Below are 18,837 nucleotides of genomic sequence, written 5' to 3'. Positions count from 1 at the left end.
TATGAAAATTCTTTGTATTGGAGAAGCCTTAATTGATATGATCTGCACAGATAAAGGAATGCCTTTATCGGAGGGATCTAACTTCTTAAAAAAGACAGGGGGGGCTCCCACCAATGTTGCCGCTGCCATTGCTGCACTGGGTGGCAAAGTGGAACTCGCAGCCAAAGTAGGTAAAGACCCTTTTGGCTATCAGTTGATAGAAACCATGCGTTCTTTTGGAGTGGGTATTCAAGCGATGTTAGAAGACCCCAACCATTTTACCACATTTGCTTTTGTGTCGTTGATGAATAATGGCGAAAGAGATTTTGTTTTTAACAGAGGAGCCGATGCACAATTGTCCATTGACGATATAGATTCTATTAACTTGAACAATATTTCTATTATACATTTTGGATCGGCAACTGGTTTTTTACCAGGCCCTTTGCAGGCTGCTTATTTGCACCTGCTTCAGAAAGCGCTACACCATAATATTTTCATCAGCTTTGATCCCAACTACAGACATTTATTATTTAAAAACAATACCGATTCTTTTGTTAGTCAGAGCTGGCATTTTTTACGCAACTGCAATTTTTTTAAAGTAAGTGACGAAGAAGCCATGTTGTTAACTAACACAGAAACCCTGGAAGCCGCAACAGCTATTTTATTAGACGAAACCAAGGGAGTATTTGCTATTACATTGGGGAAGGATGGGACTTTACTCGGCTACAATGGTCAACAACATATTATTCCTTCTATTCCAGTTAAACCCGTTGATACAACCGGAGCAGGTGATGCATTTGTAGGCGCTGTTTTATATCAGCTAAGTAAACTGGAACCTGCCACCTTCAATGACCTTTCATTGGAAATGTGGTCGCATATGGTCATCAATGCCAATAAAGCCGGCGCAAGAACTTGCGAGTACATGGGAGCTATGGAAGCTTTTAAACATTTGAATAATCAAATTTTTGACTAATTATGTTTCAATACGAATTGCATCAGAAAATAAAAACACTTTGCCTTACCCATTTACTGGACATAGCCGGCCCTGATCATGCATTTTATTTACGTATGATTGCCAATGCAAATACATTACAGGAACTATATTATTCTATTTACGGAAATACAAATGGTCAATCCATTGAAAATCCATTTGACAATTTATTAGCGCTTTTAATTGAAACTTATAAACAAAGAAAACCGGCATTCAAAAAAAGAGATGCACTAAAAGAAGAACAAGGCGCCTGGTTTACGAGTAATCAGATTACGGGTATGAGTTTATATGTAGATCGTTTTGCCGGCAACTTAAAAAATATGCCAGAGCGACTACCCTATCTGCAGGAACTGGGCGTAAACTTTTTGCACCTCATGCCCCTGTTTGAAAGTCCGGAAGGAGAAAGCGATGGTGGCTACGCCGTTTCTGATTTCAGAAAAATTGATGAACGCTTCGGAACCTTGAATGAATTTAAAAGTTTGCAAGAAAAAATGCAAGCAGCAGGCATGTATCTGATGATTGATATTGTACTCAATCATACTTCTCATCATCATGAGTGGGCTAAAAAAGCCAAAGCGGGTGACAAAAAATATCAGGACTTTTTTTACATGTTCGACAACAGAGAAATTCCCGATCAGCTGGATGCTACCATGCCCGAAATTTTTCCGGAATCCTCACCGGGCAGTTTCAGTTTTGTGCCAGAATGCAACAAATGGGTAATGACTGTTTTTCATCATTACCAATGGGATCTGAATTATACCAATCCTGCTGTATTCAGTGCCATGTTGGAGAATATTTTCTTCTACGCCAATTTAGGTGTTGACATTTTACGCATTGATGCACCTGCATTTATTTGGAAGCAATTGGGTACTACTTGCCAGAACCTGCCTCAAGCACATACCCTTCTTCGTTTGATTAAACATTGTGTGCATATTGCTACACCAGGCATGGCATTGTTAGGAGAAGCCATTGTGGCACCCAAAGAAATCATGAAATATTTTGGCACAGATGCATTTGTTGCCAAAGAATGCGATATCGCTTACAATGCTACACAAATGGCTTTGCAATGGGATGCACTGGCAACAGGTGATACCCGTGTTATGCTGGCGGCTCAACACGAACTTTTACAAAAACCATTGGGCACAACCTGGATTACCTATACCCGTTGCCACGATGATATTGGATTGGGATACGATGATTCCATGATTGCGGCAGCTGGATTTAATGCTTATGAGCATCGTAAGTTTTTGAAAGAATATTATTCCGGTAGTTATCCTGGCAGCCCCGCATCCGGTGCGCTGTTTTCGGTGAATCCCAAAACACAGGATGCCCGAATCAGCGGCAGTTTAGCTTCCCTCTGCGGACTGGAAAAAGCGCTTGCGGGTGACTTGAATAGCGGTCTTTCTGATGCAGGTTCAAACAATCCAGCTGTTCAGACTGCAATTTCCAAAATCATTCTGATGCAGGCACAATCCCTGCTGTTGGGTGGTATTCCCATGTTATTTTATGGTGATGAAGTAGGATATACCAATGACTATAGTTATTTGGTTGATCCCGGAAAAAGTTACGACAACCGATGGATGCATCGTCCGGTGATTCGTTGGGAAAAGAATGATTTGAGAAAAGTTGCCGGAAGTGTTGAGCAGCGAATTTTCAGTGCTACCCAACAATTGATTCGATTAAGAAAATCCATTGCTGCTTTTAGTGATCAGAAAAATATTACCTGGTTAACACCACACAATATTCATGTGGCTGGATTCATTAGACATGGAGAAGGCAAACACTATTATTGCTTGTTTAACTTCAATAGTAAAGCGGCTTATATTACCTGGTACCTATTTAAAGAACAGGGCTTTGCGCCAACAGAAGTGCATGATCACTGGACGGGTAAAAAACAAAAAGTAGGACCCGATCACGAATACCTTGTGATGGAGCCCTACCAGTTTGCAATTTTTGAGTTAATGTAGTCTTTCTTTTTACAGTTTAATGCTGAACCCAAGATTAATTGAATAATCTGCAAACGCTGCATCACCCTTGTAATTGACACCAGTTAACGCTGATCTTATTTTATCAGGGTAGCTTTGTGTTCTATTACGCATGATTGCAGCTGGCACGTATAAAAATACATTAAGCTTATTCAATGAATAGGTTATACCTGGTTCAATGGTTAGTATTTCGCCTGGTCTTCGGAAACCTTCATTACCGCCAATTAAATCCCTTGCAGGAATACATTCAAACCTAAGCCCACCTGATAATGTCCACTTACCGGCTTGATAATTAAATCCACCGCGAATTAAATATTGATCAGGAACACTCATTACATCGGTAGTATATAAAACTGCAGTTGGTGAGGGTGTTCCACCTCTTGCGGTAGATACTCCATTTTGTTCCCTCGGATTAATGAGGTAATAAAAATTTCCATAAGCGTTCAGGCGTTTTCCAAAACGATGAAAAGCATTTAGCTCTACAGTAAATCCTGTACCACCATCACCTAATTGTATAGATTGATCAACGGGACCAACTACTGTACTGCTAGCTGTAGTAAATCGATCTGTATAGCGGTAATCCCCTGTTGGCAGCTTTATGCCCAAGCCTGCCTGCAAATTAAATTTGGACATTTTCACCGGGTCAATTAACCAGGCATATGCCGCTATTCTTATATCACCCAGGCCAAAAGAAGAAGTGGTGAATCTTCCGCGATTGGCATGTTCATACAAAGAAGACCGATTATTGTAAATAACAGGAATATACAAGGCAGTACTCCATCTGCGGTTAATTGTTTTTGTTATACCAATATCTGTACTAAAAGTATGGTTTATTACTTCTGTTCCTTGTGCTACTCTTTGTTTTTGCTCCTCTGTTCCTACAAAGTGTTTATATGACTTAAAATATCTGGTATTCACACTGATTGTGTATCCAGTAGTATCAGGGTGTAATAAATGTCCGGTAATACTACAAGTTGCTCCGCCCGCTCCTCTTATAGCGACGCAGCCTTGAGCAGTTGCCTGTTGGCAAAATACCAAGCATAGCAATGCCATTGCTAAATAATATTTCATAAATGATTTCTGTTAAGAAATAAATAAATGAAGCTTACTTTTTCATCTTCAGTTTGGTAGCAATATGCTTCCCAACTTTCTGACCAATATCGGTACTGATGATACAGGAATTGTGAAAATGCAATCCACCGTAAAAGCGAGCCCAGTTGTTTTCTTCGGCCGCATGTCGGAAAGATTTGAAACTCCTGTTGGCTATTCCGAATTCCAGTTCAGTTGAATCGGTATAGGCAAAATTATCTCCGTACACACTGGTCAGTGCTTCTGCTGCTGCAGAAGAAATGGTAGAGTGTCCACAGGTATATTCAGGGAAAGCAGGTGTTTGCAAATAAGGTCGCCAATTAATATCAATGTATTGATTGATGACGGTTTCCGGACGCACGGTATTGTATTTGTACTTTACATACCAGCACTGTATAAATGCATCAAATAGAGCAATGGCTGTTTTAGCTGTTGCATAAATGGTTTCGGGATAATCAGACTTGGCCTGTTTAGCGGCAATCCCCACAACGCTCATCCAATGTCCGGGTGGCGAGAATTTTTTACTGCCAAACATCACATGTCCTGTTACATTCATTTTGAATGGATTATCGTCCCAGAATTCTGCAATATGCTTTTGCTCAGGCGTTAAACTATCAATTGCATTTTTGATGGCTATCACTTCCTGATAATATTTGCTGTTCTTGTCTTTGATGTTGAAGGTAGGCGGAGGAGCGGGTTCGTAAATACTTGCGCTGTCAATCACCATGGTTCTGATTTCCATCCAATGCGGTTCAGCTGCACTGGCATACATGGGGGGCGTTGGCACCCATCTGCCCGGTTCATCTGTTACGGTGTATTTTTCTGCACCTCTTGTTTCCAGGTAATTGTCTTTTTTACTCCAGCGAATAATTGCAGCACTCACGCTGTCTGCCAATTCTCTGGATGCGGCTTCCACTTTTTTGGGCAATCCTTTCTTACGGGCCAATGTTAAAATACTGTCCTCATAAGCTTTCATGCTCCCTTCGGGGAAGGTAACCGACTCACCTACTTTCATATAAGACAACAAAGCGGCCAGCTGCCAGTCCGCTTCGGGCTTGATAGCTGGTAGCTGAAGGGGAGACAATCCATTTAGTTGTCCACCCAGCGACTCATACTTATCTGAATTGGCTGCTGCCATAACTTCATAGGCTGCAATGGCTGCATACGCATAGTTTCTGGAAGCTACCATTGGAGGGAAGTTATTCCCCATGACCACGGTATTCAGTTCATGTACTGTATGGCTATATAAAATGGGATCGTGTAAAAAAGTTTTGTACTCAGTGTTCGTACTACAGGCCTGAAGGGCAAATATAAAAATACCCAGCACCGCAAAGCGCTTCAACATAAACAGTCAATTATAAAATGAAAGGAAATATACAATGCTTAATGTACCAGCATTAGGCTTGCGGTGGTCGTTCCAAAGCGTTTGTGTAATCAGTCGTTTGCACTTGTCCGTTTTGCATAGTAAACTCCTTTGAAATGTCTCCATTACGAAACTGCCAGGTAAAGCAATGGTCACCCGTGAAGTCTGACAATGAAAACTTAAGTACTATATGCTGATTATTAGAAGATTCTTTCTGTGAAGTACTGTTGAAATTGGCTGCCAGATTAAGAAACTGGTCTCTCGCATTTCTTATGCCGATTTTTTCAATATTGGGCACTGCCAATAATTCCAATGAGTCTTTAAAGAAACGACGTTTTACAAAGTGATAAGTAACACCATTGATTTCAACATCTCCGGTTGCACTTTCAAATTCTTCGCTGTTGGGACCATAAGGGGTACTGGCCGCAACTTTCAGGTGTATCAGGTTGGCTTCATCATACTGATCCTGGAAAAGGCTGGCCTGAAACTGAATATCAGACTTATTTTCCAGATAGTTCAAAAGCAGGTTGTATCCGCCCCAGCTAAAGAGCAGCAAACACAATGATAGTATGGATAAAACCTTTTTCAACTCCCTAAAAATAGTATTTATTTTTGCAATGCAAAAGATTTAATTTTAGTTTTTATTCCCCTTTAAACGACAGCACGGATATGAAAAAAGGATTGTATGTTCTGGTTCCCGTTTTATTTTTTATTGGTGCTTCTTACCTGCTTCCCTCTCAAAAACCGACAACTGAAACCGTTTCAGTTGCTATGCCGGTGGATGCAGTTACCCGGGTAATGACCAATCCCCAGGAATGGACCAAATGGTTCCCGGGTAAGAAGATTAACGACTCCACTTACAGTTATTACGACAACCCTATTACCATTCACAAAGTGTTGATGAATGGGTTTCAGGCGACGTTTGTTTACAATGGCATGGAAATTTCCTTAGACTTTAGCTTCATAGCAGACCACAATGCCAAAACCAAATTCACCCTGAATACGGTGATGAAAATGTCTAACAACCCGTTTTTCCGCTATAAAAACTTTTTTCAGCTGAACAGTGCAGAAGATGATAGTAAGCGATTGCTTTACCAGATTCAGGATTATTTTTCTGATGTGGCCAAAGTGTATGGTTACCCCATAGAGATGCAAAAAGTACCTAACTCTTCTTATGTATCTGCCAAACAAACCTATGACCACGAACCAACTACCGATGAAATTTATGCACTGATTGATGAAGTGAATGAATTTATTGCCGGAGTTGAAGTGAAAATTGTGAACTATCCTATTTTGAACGTTTTCAGAGAAGATTCTTCCAGCTATACAGCCATGGTGGCCGTACCCACCGAAAGAGATATTCCTTCCAGCGGAAAGTTCATGCTCAAAAATATGATGCTCGGCAATATTGTTGTTTGCGAAGTAACCGGCGATAAAACCGTTATTCAGAAATGCAACGAAGCCGTTAAGAACTATGTACAGGATCATCGCAAAGTGAGCCCCGCTATTTCTTTTGAAAGATTAATCACCAACAGAAGAACAGTAAGGGACAGTACTAAATGGAGAACCACTATTAACTATCCGGTATTCGAGTAAACATTTATCAAGATAAGATCATGAAAAAGCCCGGCGATTACCGGGCTTTTTTTAATACTTGTAAGTTGCCGTTATTCTTTGCAAGCACATAACATATTTCGTTCCCGATAACTATGGGCAAAGCCTTTCTTACCTCGCCTTTTATAACTAAGCCTGGTAATTGAAAGGCTGCCATTTGCAAGCCTTTATTGGGTTGTGCTTTTGTTGTCTGTAGCAGGGTTCCAAAATTAGCATCCTGTCTGCCTATTTCAATATTGTTGTAGCCAAAGTTGCCAAGCAACAGGGCCCCGGTAATTAAAGGATTTGCAGCCCTCGCATTTTGATCAGCCATGATTGGCACAACAGCACGAATATTACTGAACTGTGTTGCTACGGGTAATTGCATGGCATTGTATTTTCCTTTTCCCTCATTTATCAATAGCATGTTGGCCATTTGTGTTGCTTCAAGTTTCGTAGCTGCTGTCAGCTTCTCTTTGCCAAATAAATCATCTAAAGATGCTTTGGCAAAATCTTCTGCATACAGGAACTGCTTTTTCAGAACAGGCAATGATTTTTCCAATTGTATTTTACTGGCAAAAGGCATTTCCTTTCCCTGTAAATAATACGTGATTACCTGCTCCATTCTTCCATTATTATCATAGTCGTTCAAGTACATACGAACCGGTTCTTTTGCGCTGGCTTTCAAGCGACTGTTCAATCCAAAATTCCCTGCTACTATATCCTGGTCTCCATCGCCATCAATGTCTATCAACGATATCGATTGCCACCAGCCTTTTTGGTTCAGCAAAGTCTGCTTCACAAATTGATTTCCCTTTCTAATGAACGCATCAACCGTTCCCCATAAAGAGGCAAACACAATGTCTTTCTTTCCATCCTGATCAATATCAGCTATCTGCGCATCGGTAATCATTCCGGGATTCAGTAAGTCTTTGGAATATCGAGTCGTCTGATCTTTAAAATTTCCTTTGCCATCATTTTCCAGCAAATAGGTTCTGGGCGCTACTCCATATTTCCAGGGCTCTACTCTTCCGGTTAACAATAAATCAACAGCACCATCTCCGTTAAAATCTTCTGCAAGCATCCTGCTTTGCGTAGTATAGATTCCGGAAAAAGCATCTGCCTTTCTGCTCAACTTGCCCTTTCCATCGTTCAGGTATAACAAGGGCAGCAAATGCTGGTCTTCTCCATAATATTCATTGCCTCCACTCGCAATCAATAAATCTTTAAACCCATCCTTATTTACATCGGCCCATACGGCATCCGTATTTTCCCAAATGGAATCTTGCAGCAACGCAGGCTGGGGCAATGGTTTGAATTTTCCATTGGCCTGTTGTACAAATACTGCGTTGTGCTGAGATTTAGATGCCCCGATAAATACGTCTTCCAATCCATCCCCGTTAATATCAGCAATGGCCAATGCAGGACCTTCTGCAGAATTCATATGTGGTATCAACGGCTCTCTGTCGAACTCATTGAATGGATTCTCTTTGTGCTGATAGTTCAGTTGTGTTGCTTCTGTAATATCAGTAAAGACAGGCTTGTTTGAATCAGCATGTTGCTGATAATCAAATTTGGGAAGACCTGCCTGGTAGCTGAGCTCGGTTGTTTTTCCAGGCTGTAATTGAACCAGCTGATAACTTTGATCGGGCCAGATAAGGATTGCAGAGTCGGGTTGTATATTCTCTAAGCCAATCAGCAAAGGAATCTGCATACTCGATAAAAAGCCATGCACCGGATACTGTTCGTATGTATGCACCTGCTGCTTTGCGTATACCAGCAGCTTTGCTCCTACCGCCATGGTATTTTGCGAGCTTCCCTTTAAGCGCAATGATGTGTAATTATGTTGATTTTTTTCAGGCGTATTAGTGTTATTTTGATAAATCAATACCGGATCATTGATATTGTTCACAACAATATCCAGGTCTCCGTCGTTATCCAGATCTGCATAAACTGCTCCATTGGAAAAGCTGTTCGGATTTTTATCAATCGCTTCTGTGATATTATTGAAACTGAACTGGCCCTGGTTTTGAAAGAACTGATTGGGAATTTTGATTTCAGGGAATTGATTGATTAATGTTAAATCCTTGCTTTCCAAACTATTGCTTTTCAGTTTTTCCTGCAAAGCTTCGCCGGATACAAAATTGATATAATCGATATCGTTCATCCTTTTAGGAATGCCGTTCGAAACAAATAAGTCCTTCTTGCCATCATTGTTAAAGTCCATCCACAAAGATGCCCAACTCCAGTCTGTTGCATGGATACCTGCATACTGGCCTACTTCGCTGAACTGACCATTTCCACGATTGTATTGCAAATTATTTCTGGCATATTGATAGGTATATCCAAATGCCAGTTTGTTCTGAAAAATATTATAGTCGTCTTCTGATAAAGACCTTCTGAGCATATACGACTCGTAGGGAAGCATATCCATAGAAACAATGTCGGGAAGCCCATCGTTGTTGGCATCTGCTACATCTACCCCCATAGAAAACTGACTGGTATGCATCAGGGATTCTCTGCCTTTTTCTTCAAAGCCTCCTTTCTGGTTATTGATGTAGAGATAATCGTTTTCATGAAAATCATTACCCACATAAATATCGGGCCACCCGTCTACATTGATATCAGATACGGCTACACCTAATCCGTAACCAATTTTAGATCCATTGATGCCAACAGTGGTAGTGATATCTGTAAACTTACCAATTAGGCCACCTGCCTGGTTTTTCTGAGTATCATTGCGATAAAATTTTTGCCCCGCCAACGCATCAAATGTGTTCTCAAAATTTTTTCTGGGTGCATAATTTCCGTCGTGATTTACTGAATGATTCAATAAGAATACATCCAGGTCGCCATCTCCGTCATAGTCTAAAAAGGCAGCCTGCGTGCTAAAGCCGGAAAAGTCAAGACCATAGGCTGCTGCCTGATCCTGGTATTGAGGAATACCGTCTTTGCTAATACCCGTACATACCAGTAGTTGATTCTTCCCTTTCAACACTTTGTAATTACCTACCCTGCACACATAAATATCAAGCAATCCATCGTTGTTGATATCTACAACAGATACCCCTGTACTCCATGCACCATCATTCGGGATTTTCGCGGTTGAGGTAATATCTTCAAATTGCATGGCGCCTTTGTTCAGATACAGCCTGTTACCCGTTTGATTGGCTGCAAAAAACAAATCAATTTTTCCATCCTTATTAAAATCACCTGCACCTATTCCTGCACCATTGTAATAATACATGTAGGAAAACAAATTGAATTCTGTGGTTGGTGTAAGCGTGTTGGTAAAATTGAGCCCTGATTCCTTTGAATCAATAGGTGTAAATAAAGAAGGGGTATTCGATTGTTTGCAGCCGCTGGCCATAACCAGCGTAATCAATCCCACCAAACCCCTGATATTCCATTTCATTTTCATAGACTATTTTTTGCCTGCAAGGGTTTTGGTAAAATACAGTGGTACCTGATTATTTTGTAAAAACAGGTATCCTTGTTTTTGCTGCATATTCAGCGGAAGTATTTGTCTGATTTGTCCGTTGATACTTATACCAGATTGCTGTGGCGCACTTACAGCAAATTGATTATTACCCTTACCCAGTAATAGATTGCCATAAGAAGCATCAATACTGCAAAACTGTGGAAGCAGATCAATAAAATTACCAGCAGCTAAAATATCTTTTATGCCATCTCCATTAAAATCATCAACAGCAATTGCATTTACACTAGAGAGCTGTATTTGATAGGGCAAAGACACCAGGGTAAACGATTTTTTCTGCTCATTAATGGCTATCATGGATGCCCCATTATTCACCTGTAATACCTGTGCATCTCTCAATTGATTCGGGAATAATTCCTGTATGGTTTTGTGCGCAAAGTCCTGGTGTTTCAGGTTTTCCTTTTTTAAATAGGGTAACTGATCTGTGATATCTTTTTTCAAAAACACAGGCATATCTTTTCCGTTCAGTGTATGACTGAAAATTTTATCCAATGTTCCGTTCTTATCAAAATCTTTGATAAATAGTTTCACCGGTGCTTCTCTGGAAGTCTTTAAATAAAAATTCTCTCCCAAATTTCCCAACACCAAATCAAGGTCTCCATCTTTATCCAGGTCTTCTGCCACAACGGTTTGCCACCAACCATACTGATCTTCCATCCCGGATTTCTGTTCCTGAAACTGTTTGCCATTAAACTGATATACATGAGGATACATCCACTCTCCCACAATCACCAGTTCGCTTTTATCATCCCCCAGTACATTGGCATATACTGCACCGGTTATCATTCCAAGGTTGGCCAGAAAGGGAGCAACACTGGCACTCACTTCTTTAAACACGCCATTGCCTTCGTTGTGGTAAAGAGAACTTTGTGGTGCCACACCATATTGCTGCGGGGTACTCCTGCTTCCAATAAAAATATCCTGGCGACCATCCTTATCATAATCCAACGGAATAGCCACTCCGCAATTGGTATGACTAATTAAAAACGTACCGGATTTTAATGATAGATTTCCTTTGCCATCGTTAATATACAGTTGGTTCTGATACATATCTGAACTGGCAGGTGCTGCATTACCGCCACCTCCTACAAATAAATCCATATCGCCATCCTGATCTGCATCAAAGAAAAATGCAGCAGTTACATCATTGAATTTATACTGTTCAAAATCTTTCACCGTCTGTTTCTTCATACCTGCCTTTGTTTGCAGGTATAACTGACTGGCTTGGCCTTTGGCACCACCAACAAAAAGGTCTTCGATTCCGTCTCCATTCAAATCCGCAGCTGCAGCCTTAGGCCCCAGCTTACTTAACATGAACGGAATATTTCTTTCTACATAAAAATCTACCTGATCGTCTTCTGTGTGTTTATCCAGGGCAATGGATTGTTGCTTCAATAAAGCTGTGGAATTATTTGATTTTAGATTGTTTTCCAATAATTTACCAGCTACAGATTGCCCTGCTGAATAAGGAATCGCCTTACCAGCATCATAGGAAATTTTGTGAAGTTGATTCGCTGCCGGTTTTTGAATAGTGGTCACCATTCTGTTGGGCCAGATAATTTGCATGGAATCAACTTTGCCTGTTCCCAGCCCAATAGTCAGTTTGTATTCTACAGAACTTTGAAATCCTTTGCTGGGAATTAACTCACGGGTTATGATTTTTTCGCCTTTAAATATTTTTACTGTGCTTCCGATGGCAAAGAGATTGGGCTTTTGAAACTGCAACTGAACTGCCATCCATTTTGAGTCTTCATTGTCACCCGATTCCTGAATATTGTTTTTATCTGATTTTTTGTTGTCGGTTGCGCTTTTTTTCGATTGTTCAATTCGCTTGTTTTTATAAACGCTTGCAGGCTGGTTTACATTATTGATGACCAGATCCAGATCTCCGTCATTATCCAGGTCTGCATAGGCTGCGCCATTAGAAAAACTCGGCTTGTCCAATCCCCAATTGGCAGACTCATCACTGAATTTCAGGTTGCCCTTGTTTTTGAACATGCTGTTCGGTATAGGCACCGAAGGCATTTTATCAATCACATTGTTTACCTGTTCTTTCTTTCCATTCAACACCATTTGGTTCACAACATCATTGGCAAAAAAGTCAATGAAATCCTGATCGGTTACATCTCTGTAGATACCATTGCAAACCAGGATATCGGACCATCCATCGTTATCGGCATCAAACATGAGTGCACCCCAACTCCAGTCGCTGGCAGCAACGCCACTATAAAAAGCAGTTTCCAGAAACTTTCCTTCGCCGTTGTTTACCTGGAGTGAGTTCTGCGTAAACTGATTGAAGAAATCCTGGTTTTTCTTAAGCATGAAAACATCATAGCTCTCAAATGAGGTATTGGTCTTTAAACGATAATCGTCTCCGGGAAGCATATCGGTTGTAAAAATATCAGGCTTGCCATCGTTGTTGATGTCCTGCAAGTCGGCACCCATGGAGGAAAAACTGATATGCTGTGTACGGGTTCCAATTTCATCTTTGAAGGTTCCGTTCTTCTGATTGATGTATAAATAGTCTTTTTCAAAAAAGTCATTGGATACATAGATATCCGGATAGCCATCCAGATTGATATCACCGACCGTTACGCCCAATCCAAAACTGATGATGCTGCCATAGATACCTGCTTCGTAAGTAACTTCTTTGAAAATTCCATTATCGTTTCTAAATAAATGATCGCCTCCTCCTTTCAGGAATTCTGCAAATGGCGCTTTGGCCTCCGGTATATTGCGCATGTTTGCATAGTTCAACGTATTTACCGGAATAGGGCTGTTGTTCACTAAGAAACAATCGAGGTCACCATCTAAATCATAATCAAAGAAACTCGCTTGTGTAGAGTACCCATCATCAGCAAGACCAAATTCAGCGGCTTTATCTGTAAATGTATTGTTGTGGTTGTTGATGTATAGTTTGTTCTTTCTCTTTTCTTTCTGCAGCATATTGCCTGCATTGCACACATAAATATCCAGCCATCCATCAGCGTTGATGTCTACAAAAACCACACCGGTACTCCATTCACCGTTGTACACAATACCCGCTTTTTCGGTAATGTCTTCAAATTCAAAATTGCCTTTGTTTAAATAGAGTTTGTTGCTGCTCTGATTGGCAGTAAAAAAAACTTCCGGCAAACCATCGTTGTTTAAATCGCCGGTAGCAACGCCACCTCCGTTATAGAAATTGCGATACTTGAAAACGTTGAACTCGTCGGATTCCTTTAGCGTATTGGAAAATTGAATATTGGTTTTTACTTCTTCAAAAAGGGTTTCTGATTGCTTTGATTTACAGGAAACAAACAACCCTACTATTAAACCAATCCATAAAATCTGATTCTTGCGCATATGCTAAAATACGCATTGTGCCCTTTGTTAGGTTACCGTTCGGACAAAAAAATCCCTCCGAAATCAAATGATCGCGGAGGGATTGATTATAATTAACCCTGGATATTAGTATCCGAAGTTTTGCTTCAGGTTAGGGTTAGAAGACAATGAAATAGTTGGGATTGGGTAAACCACTTTGTATGCATCAGATGCATTTGGTCTTTCTTCAACTGGAGCGTTGAATACGCCAAAACGAATCATATCAGTTCTTCTGTGACCTTCTAAGTAAAGTTCACGACCTCTTTCAGCTAACAAACTTGCTAGGTTGATTGAGCCAAGAGCAGAAGCTCTACGCTTAGAACGTAAGTCGTTAACAATTGATAAAGCTGTTTCACCGTTAGCACCTGTTGTACCGCCTCTTAATAAAGCTTCAGCTTTCATTAAGCGAACATCAGAGAAACGGAAGAAAGGAAACTCGTTAGCACTTCCCCAAGCACCATCGTTAATTGTTGATGGGTCAAGAGGGAATTTATTTAAACGAATACCACTTGCTTCACCGTTAAAGAAGATAGAAGCTGTACGGGTAAAGATCAATGGGTTACCAGAACGGTCTTTCAAATCAACGATTGGATCGCCAATTACACCATTCTTAGGACCACGAGCTTGTCCAACAAGTAGACCAGCAGTTGCACCTACTCTATCAGTGAATCCAGCCAAAGTATCGCTCTTACGGACGTCGTTACCTTCGAAGCTATCATAGAACTGAGAAAGTGTTACGAAACCATTCCATGAAGATGGAGTTTGGTTGTAGTGCCAGCTTTGAGAAGTCTGCCATCTTAAACCTGCACCGTTACCTGCTCTTGCGTCACCACCTGCCTTACGAACAAAAATGTTCTCAGAAGAAGCGGTACCGTTATCCCACTTGAAGTTATCCCAGTAGTAAGAATCGATAGCAAGGTTTGTGTTTGCAGCAACTAAGTTACAGTACTCAATTACCTTATTCATATCAGCAGCAGCAAAAGTGTAAGGTCCAGCTGGTTTGGTTGGATCTTGCTTATAAACTGCTTTGTTTAAATATGCTTTTGCCAATAAAGTCCATGCAGCTTCCTTAGTAGCCTGTCCACGGTTAGCACCGTTGTAAGCAGGTAAGTTAGGAACAGCAGCTTCTAACTCAGTGATAATAGCATCAATTGCCTGAGATCTGGTTAACACATCAGGAATTGCATTTGCAGCTGCAGTTGCAGGTCTTGATTGTACCTGACCATATAAGTCACAAGTTAAGAAACGGAAATAAGCGCGTAAGAATTGACCTTCGGCTTTTTCAAGACCAGTCTTGGTTTCAGCAACCAATGTAGTTTGGAATAGTGCACCGTTCAAACCATTCCAGGTATCATTGATCTGGTTATGGTCAGGACCCCAGGTATGAAGGTGTAAACGACGCCATGTACCAAAGTCATCCCAGTCAGTACCACGTGTTGGTCCCATGATTTCGTCGGTGGAATGCTCTTGCATACCAAACCAGTTACCCTGGCCACCGGTTAATTGGTTCAATTGCTCGTAAACCGCAGCAATAGATGGTGCCGAAGGAGCACCACCAGCCTGATTCGGAGCTATGGAGTTTGGCGCCTCCAACTTGGGATCAAGCTTGGAACAAGACGTGATCGCAAGTACACTTACAGCCGCAGCAGGTAAAATGTAGCTTTTAAATATATTTTTCATAATAATCAATGTTTATGTTGTTCTTTATTAAAATCCTACGTTAACACCTAATGTAATTACAGTTGGTCTAGGATACTGGGTGTAGTCGAAACCACGTGAAGGGATACCGTTGATGCTCTTGTCTACGTTAACTTCAGGATCAATACCAGAGTACTTAGTGAACAATGCAAGGTTCTGACCAGAAGCAAAAGCAGTTAAAGTCTTAATTGCTTTTCCGCTCTTAATGTCGAACGCATAGCTTAGGTTCATGTTAGCCAAACGGATGAAATCACCCTTCTCAAGGAATCTTGTAGAAACAGAACCTGGGTTAAATGGATTCTCAGGACCGTTACCTACTGCGTAAGTTACGTTACGTGCGTTACGCAAGCTACCTTTCAATAACAACGCATTGGCTGTATTGTTGTAAACGTAGTGACCGCTAACCGCATTTAAGAATACACTCAAGTTCCATCTTCCATAAGAGAAGTTATTGGTTAAACCAGCAAACAACTTAGGCAATGCAGTACCAACCAATTGGTTAGCAGCACCTGCAGCATAACGTGCGTTACCGTTACCATCAAATCCCTGGAATACAGGCATTGACCATGTGAAAATTGGAGAACCATTGGTTAAAGTTTGTGCGAATGCACCTGTTAAACCTTGTCCGCTAACCGCACCAGTGTTGATTGGTGTAGGTAAACCGGTAATATTGTTTTTAACAGTAGTTACGTTGGCACTTACGTCCCAGTTGAACTTGTTACCCTTAACCAACTTGTAGTTTACACTGATTTCCCAACCTTCGTTGTTAACCTTACCTGGTAAGTTGATCCACCAGCTGCTGGTAGGAGCAAATCCACCTGGAGTTGGAGCAAAGAACAACATGTTGGTACGTTCGTTCTTGTAGTAATCTACAGTTGCAGATAAACGACCATTCTTAGTAGTGAAGTCTACACCTACACCAGTAGTTGCTACTTCTTCCCACTTCAGGTTAGGGTTACCTTGCTGAATGAAACGAGTGGTTGGACCGCTACCTACATCAAAAGTTTGCTGAAGGTTTAAGGCTGCATAAGAACCCAGGTTATCCTGGCTACCTAATTTACCATAGTTAGCTCTTACGTTGAAGTCACTGAATAATTTACCCAAAGACTTCTGAGCCCATCCTTCTTCCAATACTCTCCACTTGAATGCAAACGCAGGGAAAGTACCGTAACGGTTGTTGGAACCGAACTTAGAAGATCCGTCAGACCTTACAGTTGCAGTTAAGAAATACTTGTCTTTGTATGTGTAGTTAACACGACCGAATACAGACTGTAATTCGTTCTTGTCGAAACCAGGAACAAAGTTTGCGTAGTTCTTGAACTTGTTGAAATCTTTTACAAATACATCAGTAGGAGCAACTACAGGCGTATTTAAGCCCCAGCCAAATCTACCAGTGTAGCTGTTCTGGAAGCTCTGATAAGAATAACCTGCAACAGCGTTGATTGCGTGAACGCTATTGAAAGTTTTATCAAAAGTGAAATAGTGTTCAATCAAAGTAGACTTGGTCTCTAGATTTTGTCTGGTTACACGTCCATTACCTTGAATACCATTCTGATAATCTCTACCAAATACGTTGATAGTACCACCGTAAGCGTTAGAACCCAAACGAGGGTCAGCAAATGCAGTACGCTCAGACTTAGAATTATCCAAACCTAATACAGCACGGTAAGATAAGCTTGGTGTAATTTGATAAGTAGCAGATAAGTTAGTTAAGAATCTGTTTACGAAGTCACGATCATCAAAGTAAGCCAGCATTTGAACCGGGTTACGCTGATCACCAGGCTGGAAGAATGAACCGTCCTTGTTATAAACAGGGTTGGTTGGATTCAACTGTAAAGCAGCACCTAACAAAGAACCCTGATAACCCGCATTGTTAGACAATGGAGCATATTGGTTCTTAGTATTAGAATAAGTGATGTTCGCTTCTAATTTTAATTTGTCGTTGAACAATTTCTGACCAAGGTTAGCACGAGTTGTGATACGCTTAAGTCCGCTGTTTCTAACGATACCTTGCTGGTCATCGTAAGAAGCACTTAATCTGGCAGTAGTTCCCTTGTTGCTATAAGCCCAGCTTAGGTTATAGTTCTGAGAAATTGCCTGACGGAAAATCTGATCCTGCCAATCGGTGTTTGCACCGTTGTCAATTCCTTTTACCGCTTCACCAGCAGCAACAGGATCTGCACCACCATCAATGTTTGCTTTCTTAGCAGCCAACAAGAAGTCCTGTGCATTCATCAAATCGTAGCGACGAGCAGTGTTTGCCAAACTGGTAGTTGCACCAAAATTGAAAACACCAGCTTTACCACCTCTACCTTGCTTGGTAGTAATTAAGATTACACCGTTCGCACCTCTGGATCCGTAGATCGCAGCAGCAGATGCATCTTTTAATACAGTGATACTTTCAATATCATTAGGGTTTAAGAAGATCAATGGGTTTTTAGGAGTAGTACTTCCTTCAACACCACTTGCAGAACCCAAAGTACCACCCTGAATCAATGGAACTCCATCGATTACATATAATGGTTCCTGAGCACCGCTGATAGATCCGGTACCTCTGATATTGATTGTTGCTGCAGCACCTGGCTCACCAGTGGATGGAGTTACCAACACACCAGGAGTACGGCCTTGTAACAACTGATCAGGAGAAGCAATTTGACCTTTGTTAAAGTCCTTCTCTGTAACACGCGCAACAGAACCTGTTACGTCTTTAGATTTTCTGCTACCATAACCAATTACAACTACATCTGTTAACGCATCAGCGGTAGATGTAAGTTTTACATTGGCTGTGTTAGAAGAAGCAACGTTCACTTCAACATTACCATAACCCGCGAAAGAAATCACTAAAGTTTTGGTTGAAGCTGGAACGGTTAACTTGAAGGAACCGTCTGCACCCGACTGGGTACCTGTTGAAGTTCCTTTAGCTACTACAGATGCACCAGCGAGCGGTGATCCGTCCTTTGAGTCAGTTACCTTACCGGTAACTGTTTTTGTTTGCGCATACGAGAAGATGGCAAACAGACAAGCGAGGGCTCCCATTAATATGGGCCTAGCAAGCAGTCTTAGATTCATAAATGGCAGTTTACTGGTTATTAAGCGTGTACAAAATACACATTTTTTGGTTTAAACAAAATTTTTGTTAATTCTTACAAGAAAAATTAGAAAAATTTATTTATCACCTATATATGAATGAATTGTACCTATTTTATGACCACTCAGCGTTTTAAAAAGTTGCATGAATAAACAAACTTTTTAATGGGAAAAGTGGTGATTATTAACG

General features: G+C 40.9%; 10 protein-coding genes. 3 read left to right on the top strand and 7 right to left on the bottom strand.

Annotated features, from left to right (window positions below; translation table 11 throughout):
* Nucleotide 1: 1 nt before the first annotated feature.
* Together F777_RS0105375 and F777_RS15825 are read left to right on the top strand one after the other, a co-directional pair.
* The gene (locus F777_RS0105375) at nt 2–952 is read left to right on the top strand and encodes a carbohydrate kinase family protein (protein ID WP_026751142.1); all 951 of its coding nucleotides are present in this window, start codon (nt 2–4) and stop codon (nt 950–952) included.
* 2 nt (nt 953–954) lie between these two features.
* Nucleotides 955–2,937 carry an alpha-amylase family glycosyl hydrolase gene (locus tag F777_RS15825; protein WP_051408451.1) on the top strand — a complete coding sequence of 661 codons (1,983 nt, stop codon included), beginning with the start codon at nt 955–957 and terminating at the stop codon, nt 2,935–2,937.
* Nucleotides 2,938–2,946: 9 nt separating this feature from the next.
* Here the strand turns inward: F777_RS15825 and F777_RS0105365 are convergent, their stop codons facing one another.
* The 3 genes from F777_RS0105365 to F777_RS0105355 are packed head-to-tail and all read right to left on the bottom strand — an operon-like array spanning nt 2,947 to nt 5,996.
* Nucleotides 2,947–4,026, bottom strand: a complete 1,080-nt coding sequence (locus F777_RS0105365) for a transporter family protein (protein ID WP_026751141.1) — start codon at nt 4,024–4,026, stop codon at nt 2,947–2,949.
* 34 nt (nt 4,027–4,060) lie between these two features.
* On the bottom strand, nt 4,061–5,389 hold the full coding sequence (locus F777_RS0105360; RefSeq protein WP_026751140.1) for a vanadium-dependent haloperoxidase: 1,329 nt from the start codon (nt 5,387–5,389) through the stop codon (nt 4,061–4,063).
* Between the two features lie 52 nt (nt 5,390–5,441).
* Nucleotides 5,442–5,996 carry a hypothetical protein gene (locus tag F777_RS0105355; RefSeq protein WP_152530861.1) on the bottom strand — a complete coding sequence of 185 codons (555 nt, stop codon included), beginning with the start codon at nt 5,994–5,996 and terminating at the stop codon, nt 5,442–5,444.
* A gap of 80 nt (nt 5,997–6,076) precedes the next feature.
* On the opposite strand from F777_RS0105355, the gene F777_RS0105350 reads away from it, so the two are divergent.
* A complete protein-coding gene (locus F777_RS0105350) occupies nt 6,077–7,003 on the top strand; it encodes a hypothetical protein (protein ID WP_026751138.1) in 927 nt (308 codons plus the stop codon).
* A 37-nt stretch (nt 7,004–7,040) separates the two neighbouring features.
* On the opposite strand, the gene F777_RS0105345 is transcribed toward F777_RS0105350, so the two are convergent.
* From F777_RS0105345 to F777_RS0105330, 4 genes are all read right to left on the bottom strand, one after another.
* Nucleotides 7,041–10,421, bottom strand: a complete 3,381-nt coding sequence (locus F777_RS0105345; protein ID WP_051408450.1) for a VCBS repeat-containing protein — start codon at nt 10,419–10,421, stop codon at nt 7,041–7,043.
* 3 nt (nt 10,422–10,424) lie between these two features.
* Nucleotides 10,425–13,844 (bottom strand): VCBS repeat-containing protein, encoded by a 3,420-nt coding sequence (locus tag F777_RS0105340; RefSeq protein WP_026751136.1) that lies wholly within the window; start codon nt 13,842–13,844, stop codon nt 10,425–10,427.
* Between the two features lie 105 nt (nt 13,845–13,949).
* Entirely contained in the window at nt 13,950–15,455 is a 1,506-nt protein-coding gene (locus F777_RS0105335) for a RagB/SusD family nutrient uptake outer membrane protein (RefSeq protein ID WP_201767573.1), read from the bottom strand.
* Nucleotides 15,456–15,569: 114 nt separating this feature from the next.
* The gene (locus F777_RS0105330; RefSeq protein WP_026751134.1) at nt 15,570–18,629 is read right to left on the bottom strand and encodes a SusC/RagA family TonB-linked outer membrane protein; all 3,060 of its coding nucleotides are present in this window, start codon (nt 18,627–18,629) and stop codon (nt 15,570–15,572) included.
* Between the last annotated feature and the right edge of the window lie 208 nt (nt 18,630–18,837).

The organism is Sediminibacterium sp. C3, from assembly GCF_000508085.1.
Classification (GTDB): domain Bacteria; phylum Bacteroidota; class Bacteroidia; order Chitinophagales; family Chitinophagaceae; genus Sediminibacterium.
Note: the sequence above shows the minus strand (reverse complement) of the source record. Positions and strands in the feature narration are given on the sequence as shown.

Bases quoted from the DNA above. Each gene is read 5' to 3' on its own strand.
- F777_RS0105375 (WP_026751142.1), top strand. From the start codon at position 2: ATGAAAATTCTTTGTATTGGAGAAGCCTTAATTGATATGATCTGCACA.
- F777_RS0105360 (WP_026751140.1), bottom strand. From the start codon at position 5,389: ATGTTGAAGCGCTTTGCGGTGCTGGGTATTTTTATATTTGCCCTTCAG.
- F777_RS0105340 (WP_026751136.1), bottom strand. From the start codon at position 13,844: ATGCGCAAGAATCAGATTTTATGGATTGGTTTAATAGTAGGGTTGTTT.
- F777_RS0105350 (WP_026751138.1), top strand. From the start codon at position 6,077: ATGAAAAAAGGATTGTATGTTCTGGTTCCCGTTTTATTTTTTATTGGT.
- F777_RS0105365 (WP_026751141.1), bottom strand. From the start codon at position 4,026: ATGAAATATTATTTAGCAATGGCATTGCTATGCTTGGTATTTTGCCAA.
- F777_RS0105345 (WP_051408450.1), bottom strand. From the start codon at position 10,421: ATGAAAATGAAATGGAATATCAGGGGTTTGGTGGGATTGATTACGCTG.
- F777_RS15825 (WP_051408451.1), top strand. From the start codon at position 955: ATGTTTCAATACGAATTGCATCAGAAAATAAAAACACTTTGCCTTACC.
- F777_RS0105330 (WP_026751134.1), bottom strand. From the start codon at position 18,629: ATGAATCTAAGACTGCTTGCTAGGCCCATATTAATGGGAGCCCTCGCT.